This window comes from Bradyrhizobium sp. MOS001 (assembly GCF_004634465.1).
Taxonomy (GTDB): domain Bacteria; phylum Pseudomonadota; class Alphaproteobacteria; order Rhizobiales; family Xanthobacteraceae; genus Bradyrhizobium; species Bradyrhizobium barranii.
Map to the genome: position 1 here is coordinate 277,030 of NZ_SPVJ01000001.1, position 11,865 is coordinate 288,894.

An 11,865-nucleotide genomic window follows, 5' to 3' on the forward strand; every position below is an offset into this window, starting at 1 on the left:
TTCGTGCTCCAATGCGCTTGTTCGACAGCTTCAGGTGCTTTTCTTCGGCGCCGTCAGCATATTCGCTCTCTGCGTTCCCTTCGCGCCCGTGCAGGCGCAAACTCAAATTCCCACGGTCTCGGTGGAAGCGCCGGCGCAGCGCGCCGGACCCGCTTGATGAGAGTCGAGACGATGAGAGCGATATTCGGCAGGCTGCATCGCTGGGCGGGACTGCTCACGGCCGGATTCCTGTTCTTCTCCGGCATCACCGGCGCGATCATCTCATGGGATCATGAGATCGACGAGGTGCTGAACCACCACCTGTTCGATGTCACCAGCAAAGGCCCGGCGCTTCCCTCGATCGAGCTCGCGAAGATGATCGAGCAGCGCGATCCCCGCGCACGCGTCGTCTACCTCTTCATGACGCCGGAGGAGGGGCACTCGCTGTGGTTCTTCGTGATGCCGCGGATCGATCCGGCGACGGGAAAACGCTTCGCGATCGACTACAACCAGATTTTCCTCGATCCCAACACCGGTGTCGAGCTCGGCCGGCGCTATTGGGGCGCGGTGTGGCCGGTGACGCGCGAAAACTTCGTCTCGTTCCTCTACAAGCTCCACTACACCATGCACATCCCGGAATTCTGGGGCAGCGATCGCTGGGGCATGCGCGTGCTCGGCGTGATCGCCATCATCTGGACCATCGATTGCTTCGTCGGCTTCTATCTGACGCTGCCCTCGCGACGGCGCGCCAAGGCCGCGCGGGCACCCCAGGTCACGCGCCAGCTCGAACGGGGCTTCTGGGCGCGCTGGGCGCCGGCCTGGACCATCAAGGCATCGGGCAGCGCCTACCGGATCAATTTCGATAACCATCGCGCCTTCAGCCTGTGGACCTGGGGCGTGCTGTTCATCATCGCCTTCACGGCGTTCTCGCTGAACCTCTATTTCGAGGTGTTCTCGCCGATGATGAAGATGGTGTCGAACTACACGCCGACGCCCTATGAGCAGCGGCCCTATCGCGATCTCGACGATCCCATCGAGCCCAAGGTGACGTTTGACGACATCGCTGCGCGCGCGGCGGCCGACGGCAAGGGGCGAGGGTGGACCGTCCCGGTCGGCTCGATCAATTACGGCCCGGCCCATGGCGTCTATGCCGCGGCGTTCTTCCATCCCGGCGACGATCACGGCGCCGGCGGCGTCGGGCCGGCGCAGCTCTATTACGACAGCGAGGACGGCCGCCCGATCGGCGAACGGCTGCCCTGGGTCGGCACCGCCGCCGACATCTTCGTGCAGGCGCAATTCCCGCTGCATTCGGGCCGCATCGTCGGGCTGTTCGGCCGCATCCTGATCTCGATCATGGGCCTCGTGGTGGCGGCACTGTCGGTCACCGGCGTCGTGATCTGGTGGCGCAAGCGCCGCGCCCGCGTCCGGGCGCGCGAGACGGCGGCGATGCGCCTGAGCCGGCAGCAGCTCACGCCGGCGGAGTAGGGCCGGCGTGCCGCTCGATCGTCTGCGCATTTACCGGGTCCGCTCGTTGACGATGGGCATCGCGGTCTGCAGCGCCTGCTCGTAACGCTTCAACTGACTTAGCGAGAATTTCTTCATCGCCAGCAGTTCGTCGGACGTCTTGCCTCTCAATCGAGCGACTTTGGATGTCTTGAACACGTCATCATTCGCCGCCGAGGCGTTCTGTCGAAGCGCAAAAACCCTTTCGATGCTCTGCGACAACAGCCGATTGCGCTCCACCCCTTTGTTCGCGTGCTCCACATAGGGAAGCAGTCTATCGGTGGGCATGGCGCGAGCACTGTCTGCATCTCCTTCGATGAGGCGAAGCAGCTGCTCATCAACGATATCGGTGCATAGGTCGATACATTCGTCGCAGATAAAGACAGCCGGCCCGGCCACCAGCTTGCTCACTTCGTGCTGGTTCATGCCGCAGAACGAACAGTAGATGGGACGATCCTGCTGGGCAGGATTCTGCACGCCAGCACTCGGCTGCGCCGCATCAATCTTGGCCGACAGAATATTCCAGTTCTCGTACCCGAACGCTTTCGCGATCAGTTCCAAAGCTTCGCTGTGAGTGGTTTGCACGGCTTTGGCATTCAAGGCATCGCGCAAGGAACGAGCCATGGCCTTCGCATCGCGGAAATCGCGCATGAGAGCACCCGTATCGGCGAACGGAGAAGATCAGTGCCTGCCTTGCCGACCCGCTCGCCAATAGCGAGGGTGAGGGCGACTTTGATACGTTCACCATCCCCAAAGGGCGCAGGCAGCGGGTGTATCGACCCGATCGAATTTTGGCGCTGGACGGCCGCTCTTGTCAACCTGAAACGGGTACATCGACACCTCCGGCCGCCACGCACGTTCGCAGTTCAGGAGCCGATGAACCTTCCCGTCCGGCACCGGCACAAAGACTGGAGATCGCTCCCAGTCTTCCGGAAATTGCAATGAGATCGCTCGCGTTGCTCTGCCTGCTCGTTTTCGCGACGCCCACCTACGCGGCCACGCCCGAGCAGCACTATCTCGACCTGCGCGATCGCTACATCGCAAAATTCTCCAAAGCCAAGGAGAGCGACGAGACTTTCAAGCAGCACGATGCGGCGCTCAACGAGCTGACCGGTGTGCTGCGCGGCCTGGTCGGACCGGTCACGATCAAGGGGCTGCCGGCGGAGGGCAAGTCGAACGCCGACACGCTGTTCAAGGGCGACTCGGGCTTCGGCCATCTCGACGGTCTGGGCTTTGCCTCCGAAGGCGACAAGATGCAGGCCGTGGTGACCACCACAGGTCTGCTCAAGCACTGGCTGCGCGAGCACCGCGAGGATGGCCTGCCGCAGGAGATCGCCGCAGCCTTCAAGTCGGATCGCTTCTACTATCAAGCCATCCAAGACTCGGCCTTCGCCAAATATGCCGAGCTGCCGATCGCGAAGCCCGCATCCGCCAGTGCCGCGGTCGCCGTGCTCGGCGTGCGCGGCAACGGCGACCTGAAGGGCGCGCCGCACGAAATCGATGTCGTCGCGATCCAGGGCGAGAAGGTCTTCTTCCTCGCCGTCACCGATGCCGTGAAGACGGCCGAGATCCCGGCCTGCGAAAAAGTCTGGAAGCAAATGATGGCCAGGAAGACTCCAGAGGACGCCATGGCCAAGGAAGACCAGGCCATGGACGCCTACACAAAGTGTTTCGCCAAGGAAGCGCCGAGCCAGAGCTGGTTCGCGGGCGCGGTGAAGAAGGCACAGAGCCAGCTGGAGATGCTGTTGACGCGGTAATTGCGCAGCTTCACCACACTCCGCACCTCATCCTGAGGAGCCCGCAAAGCGGGCGTCTCGAAGGATGGCCACACGCGAGAGGCTGGCCTTCATGGTTCGAGACGCGCGTGCCGCGCTCCTCACCATGAGGGTCTTGCAACGTCCTTAGGCTAAAGCGCACTCCCACCCAAATTCCAGCCCCGGCCACCTTCGCCAAAAATCTCATACCCCGTCGCCGTCACCACAACCGTATCCTCGAGCTTGATGAAGCCGCGCTTCGGATGCTTCATCGTCGTCTCGATCGAGACCACCATGCCTGTTTCGAGCGGCAGCCGGGCGTCGGTGTCGTCGTAGGGGACCGGACCCTTGGCGGTCAGGCGAGGGGCCTCGTGGCTGACGAGACCCATGCCGTGGGCCAGGAAATCTGTGCAGTCGCGCTGGGTGATCCGGGCAAGCTGCCGCTCAGCCGCGACGTAGATGTCGCCGCCCAGGGCGCCCGGTCGGACCGCGGCAAAGGCGGCGCGCTGAACCGCCTCGATCTCGGCCAGGCAATCCTTCAGTTCGCTGTCGGGTTCGCCCAGCACGGCCATTCGGGCGAGGTCGCCGATATAGCCGTGATAATTGCCGCCGGAGTCGAGCGACAGCACGTCGCCTTGCTCCCAGCGCTGCGCAGACGGCGCCCGGTTGTGGCTGCTGCCGCAGGCCAGCAGGCAGTATTCGAAAGTCAGGCCGCGATTGGCCTCGGCGACACGCAAGCTGTCCGACAATTGCTGCTTGGTGGTGCCCGGCCCGTGCGCGGCGATCACCTCCAGCATTGATGCAATGACGAGCTCGGACGCCGTCTTGAGCTTGGCCAGCTCGTCCGCCGACTTGACCGCCCGCAGCCGCTCCAGCACCAGCAGCGCGTCCTTGAGCTCGGCACCGGGCAGGGCGTCAGCGAGCGCCCTTCCAGCATCCATCGGCAGGAACGCCATCTCGACGCCGACCCGCTTCAAGGGCACGCCGGCGTCGCGGATCAGGCCAATGGCCCGTGTGACCGCGTCGACCGAGCCATTGGATTCGGTGCGGACCTGCGGCACCCACGGCGGCGCCACGGCACGCTGATGGGTTTCCAGACGGTGACCGATATAGACCGCCTTGTCCGGCGCACCCCTGGGATAGATCAGGACCGGCAGATAGCGGCTGACGCCCATCGCGTCCATGTAGTCGAAGAAGATCGCGCGCTCGGCCCCCAGCAGGTACTGCACATTGTGCTTGGAGGTCGCGACCAGCACGTCGAGGCCGGCGGCCTCCATGAGACGGTCGAGCTTGGCGGCGTCGAACGGAATGGCGCGCGAGCTGTTCGCGCGGGTGACGTTCTCCTGCATGACGGGCTCCTTGAGCGGCGGTTGAGACCGCCTTGTATCGTTGACCTCTACAGGACTGCGACGCCCAGTCTAGCACAACCTCCACTCGCGCGCCCCAACCGAACGCCCCGATGGAAAATGGAACCACGACTGAGACCGTCTCCAGCTAGCGTCCACGCCTGAGGTCCGCGGTCGCACGCCTGAGGATATCGTGAAGCCAGTCATGCGATGGCTCGCCCTCGATACGTTCGTGCCACAGCAGCCGGACCTCGACCGGGGTTGTGGCGTAAGGCAGCTCGTACGTCGTGATGGCGTGCGCCTGTTCGAACGCCCGCGCCAATGGGCGCGGAACGATGGCCGCCAATTCGGAGTCCGCGAGCAGGGCGGGCAGCGCCAGGAAATGCGGCAGTGAAACCGCTATGCGCGGCGGCCGGTCGCTTTCGGACAATGCCCGTTCGAGTGCCGCACGGTCATACATTTCCGATCGCCTGGCGAGGCCGCGCTCGGAGATGAAGCCCCCGATCGCGCCCTCCTGCTCGCCGCCGAAGGAGACGACGACCAGCGGCATGCGCGCCAGGGCCGCGTTGTCGATCCGGCCGAGCTTGCGCTTTCCGCCGACGATCAGCACGTCGTCATATTCGAACAACAGCGAGGTCCGGAAGCGGCTCGGCGGATCCGAGAAGACGCCGATCGCAACGTCGATGCGACCAAGGTCGATCTGCTCGGCAAGGTCGATCCGTGTCACCGGCTTGATGATCAGGTCGATCGCCGGCGCCTCAAGCCCAAGGATCTTCAGGAGCGGTGAGGCCAGCACCATCGTGGTGAAGTCGTTGGCGGCGAGGGTGAATTGCCTGGTGGAGGCCGCCGGAACGAAGCGCGGCTGCTCGACCGCCGCCTCGAGAGATCGCAGCGCTTCGCGAACCTGTGGCGCCATCGTCAATGCGCGCGCGGTCGGCTGCATGCCGGTCGCCGTGCGCACGAACAAATCGTCTTCCAGCATCTCGCGGAGCCGGGCGAGCGAATGGCTCACGGCGGATTGACTGAGCGCGACCCTCTGGCTTGCCCGCAGCACGCTGCGCTCCTCCATCACAGCGTCGAAGACCTTGAGCAGGTTCAGGTCCAGGGTCTTGAAGGAAACAGCCACGTGCAGGACACCGTCGCAGGCGGATCGCGCGCCCGTTGCGTACTTGCGATCGATTCCAGTTAAGGCCAACCACGCAGCCGACGCAACCGAGCAGGGCGCCCGGACTGCGACGCCCGGGCGTTCGCGTCACCAATCTGAAGGCGGTTCAGGATCACTCTGCAAGAGTTTCACTTCCGCAATTGCGCGATCCCGTCATGATCGCGGCGCCGGATTTGGAGGAGATGGGCAATGAAATCCTGCGGGATGTCGATCGGAATTCTCGGAGTCGCACTGGCGCTATCGACGGCGCCGGCCATTGCGCAGGATGGTCCGGTCAAGCTCGGCGTCCTCACCGACATGTCCTCGCTCTACGCCGACAATGGCGGCCAGGGCTCGGTGGTCGCGGCGCAAATGGCGGTCGACGATTTCGGTGGTCAGGTGCTGGGGCGCAGCATCCAGATCGTCACGGGAGACCACCAGAACAAGGCCGATGTGGGAGCGACCATCGCCCGGCGCTGGATTGAAAACGAAAACGTCGAGGTCGTCCTCGACGTACCGAATTCCGCGGTCGCGCTGGCGGTGCAGGGCATCACACGGGACAAGAAGAAACTGTTCCTCGCCACCGGCGCCGCCACGTCGCGCCTGACTGGCGACGAATGCTCGCCGACCGGAATTCACTGGACCTACGACACCTATGCACTGTCGCAGGGAACAACGCGGGCGATGTCGCGTCTCGGCGCAAACTCCTGGTACTTCATTTCGGTCGACTATTCCCTCGGCGCGCAACTCGAGGCCGACAGCCGCAAGGTCATCGATGCCATGGGCGGCAAGGTGATCGGCGCGGTGAAACATCCGCTCAATACGCCGGATTTTTCGTCCTTTCTGCTCCAGGCACAGTCCTCGAAGGCGGACGTGATCGCGCTCGCCGACACCGGCGGCGACTTCATCAACGTCGTCAAACAGGCCGGCGAATTCGGCATCACGCAGCGGCAGAAGCTGGTCGGGCTGCTCGTCTTCATTGCCGACATTCACAGTCTCGGGCTCCAGAGCGCCCAGGGCCTGATGCTGAGCTCGGCGTTCTACTGGGACCTGAACGAAGACACGCGGGCGTGGTCGAAGCGCTTCATCGCCAAAACCCAGAAGGTCCCGACCATGATCCACGCCGGCACCTATGGCGCGGTGATGCACTACCTTAGGGCGGTCCAGGCGGCCGGCACGCTGGATGGGCCGACCATAGCCGCCAGGATGCGCGCCATGCCCGTGAACGATTTCATGACGAAAAATGGCCGGATCCGCGAGGACGGCCGGCTGGTCCGCGACATGTATCTGTTTCGCGTCAAGTCGCCCGAGCAGTCCAAATACACGTTCGACTATTACGAGCTGCTGGCGACGATTCCGGGCGAGGAAGCCTTCCGGCCGATGGAGCAAGGCGGATGTCCGCTCCTGAAGCAGCCATGATCGGCGAGGGCGCAGCCGTGCAGAGCGGCATCGACGAGATCATCGCAGGCCGATTTGCATGCCGCGACTTCTCAAGCGCGCCGGTCGGGCGAGGGACCATCGAGCAAATTCTGCGCGTGGCGCGGTTTGCGCCAAGCGGCGCCAATATCCAGCCTTGGCACGTCTACGTGCTGGCCGGCGATGCCAAAGACAGGGTCTCGGTGGCGCTGCGCGAGGCGCACGAAACCGCCCGCGACGCGCATATGTCGGAATACAGATACTACGCCAGTGACCTGCCCGAACCCTACCTGCAACGACGACAGGAGTTCGGCCGGTTGTTCTACGGTTCGCTCGGCATTGCCCAGGCCGATATCAAAGCCAGGAGCGGCCAGACCGCCAAGAACTATGCGTTTTTCGGCGCGCCCGTCGGGCTGATCGTCACGATCGACCGGCGCCTGGAGGTCGGCAGCTGGCTCGACCTCGGCATGTTCATCCAGAACGTGCTGCTGGCTGCGGCAGGCCATGGGCTCCAGTCATGTCCGCAGGAGACGTTCTCGAAATACCACCGGATCCTGCGTCCGCTGCTGTCGATCCCGGCGGAGCAAATGGTCGTGTGCGGCATTTCGATCGGCCGTGCCAGGGACCAAATCGCGGGCAGGCTGATGCCGCGCGCGGACATCGCGGACTTCGCCTCGTTCGCGGGCTTTGAAGAACAAAGTGCAACCCAAATGGAAAGGACAACGCCATGGCAAGCCGAGACGACCTGATTGCGCGCAGCATTCCGTTTCTCCGCGAGGTCAAGGACATGACGCCCGGCGCGGAGATGGAGCGGTGGCTCAACCAAACCTACGGCGAGGGCAGCCAGCTCTACCAGGACCTGGCGCGGCTGATTAAGCGCGGCGTCGAGGAAGGCTGGGCGGCCAACCAGGAGGTCGACGGTCCGAACTACCGGCGCAGCCGCATCCTGGAGCCGACGCCCGAGACATTCCAGTTCAGCATCACGGCCGTCTACATGAACAGCACCGATCCGCGCCGCTTCAAGGACGAGGACGACCACGACGTGCTCCGCGGGCAATATCACGGTCACCCATACGGGGAACTGAACCTGGTCGTGCCGATGGACAAGGGCGCCGAGCTCAAGGGGCTGCAGGGCTGGCAAGGGCCCGGCTGGACCGCGCCCGATCCCGGCAGCCGGCACTATCCTGAGGTGCGCGGCGGCGCCGTCATCGCTCTGTTCTATCTGCCCGCCGGACGCATCTCCTACGACTTCGCCGCGCCGTCCTGACTGCCGGCCGGACCATCTCGGGTGACGCCGTGCGCGAGCGTCACCCGTTCAGAAGAATGCACAGCTGAGTCCGCGCGCGGCGATGCGCCGCGACGCCACGGCCTGCAAGGCGGCTCACCATGAACGGTGGGGAGGGATTTCGGCGACCATGCGCCAGGTGGCACCCAGCCCGGACCGCCATATCCGTAATTCGCATAAGGTATATTATGGAATATCTTTATAAACAATTAGATCAGATATTTAGATCGAATTCCTGACACCGCGCCTTCGCTTGCCGTCCGTTTTCGGTCTACGCCGCGACCGGCCTCTCGGCTCTTGACGGCTACTGTGCATGGGGTTGTTTTTCAGATTTTGAATCCGGCCCATCTGCCGAAAGCCGATATTGCCGCGACGGTGTCCGGCTGCAATAAGCGAGACCTCGCGAGATCGCAGATGACCTTCAGGCCTTCCATCCGTATAGGTTTGCATCTCAGAACAACAACAAACTTCCGAGGAAGCAGACCCATGAGCTTTTCCCGACGCACGCTTCTCAAGGCCTCCGCCGCGACCGCGGTCCTGGGCGGCCTCGGTGCGCCCCATGTGGCCCGCGCCCAGAGCGCCGAGTTCACCTACAAATACGCTAACAACCTGCCTGACACCCATCCGCTGAACGTGCGCGCCAAGGAGATGGCGGCGGCGATCAAGGCCGAGACCAACGGCAAGTTCGACCTCCAGATCTTCCCGAACAACCAGCTCGGCTCCGACACCGACATGCTGAGCCAGATCCGGTCCGGCGGCGTCGAATTCTTCACGCTGTCAGGCCTGATCCTGTCGACCCTGGTGCCGGCCGCGTCCATCAACGGCATCGGCTTCGCGTTCCCGGACTACGGCACGGTCTGGAAGGCCATGGACGGCGACCTCGGCGCCCATGTCCGCGGCGAGATCAAGAAGGCCGGCCTCGAGGTCATGGACAAGATCTGGGACAACGGCTTCCGCCAGACCACGTCGTCGAGCAAGCCGATCAACGGTCCCGACGACCTCAAGGGCTTCAAGATCCGCGTGCCGGTGTCGCCGCTGTGGACCTCGATGTTCAAGGCGTTCGACGCCGCGCCCGCCTCGATCAATTTCGCCGAGGTCTATTCCGCGCTCCAGACCAAGATCGTCGAGGGCCAGGAGAACCCGCTGGCGATCATCTCGACCGCCAAGCTGTACGAGGTGCAGAAGTACTGCTCGCTGACCAACCACATGTGGGACGGCTTCTGGTTCCTGGCCAACCGCCGCGCCTGGAGCGCGCTGCCGGAGGACGTCCGCACCATCGTCGCCAAGAACATCAACGCCGCCGCCGTCAAGGAGCGTGAGGATACCGCGAAACTCAATGCGAACCTCCAGCAGGAGCTCGCGGGCAAGGGCCTGACCTTCAACCAGCCTGCGGTGGCGCCGTTCCGTGACAAGCTGCGCTCCGCCGGCTTCTATGCCGAGTGGAAGGGCAAGTATGGCGACCAGGCCTGGGATCTCCTGGAAAAGGCCGTCGGCAAGCTGTCGTAACGCGCTTTGGGGCCGCCGAGGTTCTTATCGAGATGGCTCATGTCGAGGTTGAGGCGACCGGAGTGGTGGGCGAGGTGGCTGTTCAGCCCCCTCGCCGATCCCTCGTGCTGGCCTCGCTGGAGCATGTGCTCGGTCTCGCCGTCGAGATCCCCGCGGCAATCCTGGTCGTCGCCGAGATCGTGATCCTGTTTGCCGGCGTGGTCGCACGCTACGGCGTGCACCGGCCGCTGATCTGGTCGGATGAGCTCGCCTCGATCCTGTTCTTGTGGCTGGCCATGCTGGGCGCGGCGGTCGCATTCCGCCGCTCCGAGCACATGCGCATGACGGCGCTCGTCGCGAGTGCGCGGCCGGCCGTGCGCGCCTATCTGGACGTGGTCGCGACCTGCGCGGCGCTGGCGTTCCTGGCGCTGATCGTCTGGCCATCCGCCGAATACGCCTACGAGGAAAGCTTCATCACCACGCCGGCGCTCCAGATCTCGAACATGTGGCGCGCCGCGGCGCTGCCGGCCGGCGTCTGCCTGATGGCAGTGTTCGCGCTGCTGCGGCTGCTGCGCGCCGCCGATTACCGCATGGTGCTGACGGCGGCGATATCGGTTGCCGTCATCGTCGGCCTGTTCTGGCTGGCGCAGCCTTTTCTGCGGCCGCTCGGCAATCTCAACCTCGTCATCTTCTTCGTCGGCGTCGCCGGCTTCTGCGTCTTTGCCGGCGTTCCCATTGCGTTCGGGTTTGGCCTCGCGATCTACGGCTATCTGGCGCTGACCACGCGGACGCCGGTGATGGTGCTGGTCGGGCGGATGGACGAGGGCATGAGCCACCTCATCCTGCTCTCGGTGCCGCTGTTCGTGTTCCTGGGGCTTCTGATCGAGATGACCGGCATGGCGCGGGCCATGGTCGCGTTCCTGGCGAGCCTGCTCGGCCATGTCCGCGGCGGCCTGCATTACGTGCTGGTCGGCGCGATGTACCTCGTCTCCGGCATCTCCGGCGCCAAGGCGGCCGACATGGCGGCGGTGGCGCCCGTGCTGTTCCCGGAAATGAAGCAGCGCGGCGCCAAGCCCGGCGACCTCGTGGCGCTTCTTGCGGCTACCGGTGCCCAAACCGAGACCATTCCGCCGAGCCTTGTGCTGATCACGATCGGCTCGGTCACGGGCGTCTCGATCGCCGCCCTCTTCACCGGCGGCCTGCTGCCTGGCGTCGTGCTCGCCATCACGCTCTGCATGCTGGTGTGGTGGCGCTACCGCCACGAGGACATGAGCCATGTCCGCCGCGCCACGGGTGGCGAGATCGGCAAGACCTTCATCATCGCCCTGCCCGCGCTCGCGCTGCCCTTCGTGATCCGCTACGCCGTGGTCGAGGGCATTGCGACCGCGACCGAAGTCTCCACCATCGGCATCGTCTACGGCGCCCTGGTCGGCCTCCTCGTCTACCGCCGCTTCGACTGGCGGCGGCTGTTTCCCATGCTGGTCGAGACCGCGGCGCTGTCGGGCGCGATCCTCCTGATCATCGGCACGGCGACCGGCATGGCCTGGGGGCTCACCCAATCCGGCTTCTCGCGCTCGCTGGCTGCAGCCATGACCGGATTGCCCGGGGGACCTGCCACCTTCATCGCCGTGTCGATCCTGGCCTTTACCGTTCTCGGCAGCGTGCTCGAGGGCATTCCGGCAATCGTGCTGTTCGGGCCGCTATTGTTTCCGATCGCCCGCGCCGTCGGCGTGCACGAGGTGCACTACGCCATGGTGATCATTCTCGCCATGGGTATCGGGCTATTCGCCCCGCCCTTCGGCGTCGGCTATTATGCCGCCTGCGCCATCGGACGCGTCGATCCGGCCGAAGGCATCAGGCCGATCTGGGGCTATCTGCTGGCGTTGCTGGTGGGATTGATCATCGTCGCGATCTTCCCCTGGATCTCGATCGGATTCCTGTAGAGCGCGGCGT

The 11,865-nt window shown here is 64.4% G+C and carries 10 protein-coding genes; 7 read left to right on the forward strand and 3 right to left on the reverse strand.

Going from position 1 to position 11,865, the window contains the following annotated elements; translation table 11 throughout:
* The first annotated feature begins 171 nt into the window (after positions 1–171).
* Complete coding sequence (fsrB, locus tag CT676_RS01350) at positions 172–1,464, forward strand: siderophore utilization protein FsrB (protein WP_135213635.1); 1,293 nt, start codon at positions 172–174, stop codon at positions 1,462–1,464.
* 30 nt (positions 1,465–1,494) lie between these two features.
* On the opposite strand, the gene CT676_RS01355 is transcribed toward fsrB, so the two are convergent.
* Entirely contained in the window at positions 1,495–2,133 is a 639-nt protein-coding gene (locus CT676_RS01355; protein WP_244623030.1) for a ClpX C4-type zinc finger protein, read from the reverse strand.
* 290 nt (positions 2,134–2,423) lie between these two features.
* On the opposite strand from CT676_RS01355, the gene CT676_RS01360 reads away from it, so the two are divergent.
* Positions 2,424–3,239, forward strand: coding sequence for a hypothetical protein (locus CT676_RS01360; RefSeq protein ID WP_135213636.1), 816 nt, complete (start codon positions 2,424–2,426; stop codon positions 3,237–3,239).
* A gap of 149 nt (positions 3,240–3,388) precedes the next feature.
* Here the strand turns inward: CT676_RS01360 and CT676_RS01365 are convergent, their stop codons facing one another.
* Together CT676_RS01365 and CT676_RS01370 are read right to left on the reverse strand one after the other, a co-directional pair.
* The gene (locus CT676_RS01365) at positions 3,389–4,585 is read right to left on the reverse strand and encodes a Xaa-Pro peptidase family protein (RefSeq protein ID WP_135213637.1); all 1,197 of its coding nucleotides are present in this window, start codon (positions 4,583–4,585) and stop codon (positions 3,389–3,391) included.
* 145 nt (positions 4,586–4,730) lie between these two features.
* Positions 4,731–5,708 carry a LysR family transcriptional regulator gene (locus CT676_RS01370; RefSeq protein WP_135213638.1) on the reverse strand — a complete coding sequence of 326 codons (978 nt, stop codon included), beginning with the start codon at positions 5,706–5,708 and terminating at the stop codon, positions 4,731–4,733.
* Between the two features lie 228 nt (positions 5,709–5,936).
* On the opposite strand from CT676_RS01370, the gene CT676_RS01375 reads away from it, so the two are divergent.
* From CT676_RS01375 to CT676_RS01395, 5 genes are all read left to right on the forward strand, one after another.
* On the forward strand, positions 5,937–7,145 hold the full coding sequence (locus CT676_RS01375; protein WP_135213639.1) for an ABC transporter substrate-binding protein: 1,209 nt from the start codon (positions 5,937–5,939) through the stop codon (positions 7,143–7,145).
* Complete coding sequence (locus tag CT676_RS01380; RefSeq protein WP_244623031.1) at positions 7,142–7,891, forward strand: nitroreductase; 750 nt, start codon at positions 7,142–7,144, stop codon at positions 7,889–7,891. The genes CT676_RS01375 and CT676_RS01380 overlap by 4 nt, the downstream gene beginning before the upstream one ends.
* Entirely contained in the window at positions 7,870–8,409 is a 540-nt protein-coding gene (locus CT676_RS01385) for a DUF4863 family protein (protein ID WP_135213641.1), read from the forward strand. Before CT676_RS01380 ends, CT676_RS01385 begins: the two co-directional genes overlap by 22 nt.
* Positions 8,410–8,913: 504 nt before the next feature.
* Positions 8,914–9,933 carry a TRAP transporter substrate-binding protein gene (locus tag CT676_RS01390; RefSeq protein WP_085401495.1) on the forward strand — a complete coding sequence of 340 codons (1,020 nt, stop codon included), beginning with the start codon at positions 8,914–8,916 and terminating at the stop codon, positions 9,931–9,933.
* 32 nt (positions 9,934–9,965) lie between these two features.
* Positions 9,966–11,855 (forward strand): TRAP transporter large permease subunit, encoded by a 1,890-nt coding sequence (locus tag CT676_RS01395; RefSeq protein ID WP_085401496.1) that lies wholly within the window; start codon positions 9,966–9,968, stop codon positions 11,853–11,855.
* Positions 11,856–11,865: the final 10 nt, after the last annotated feature.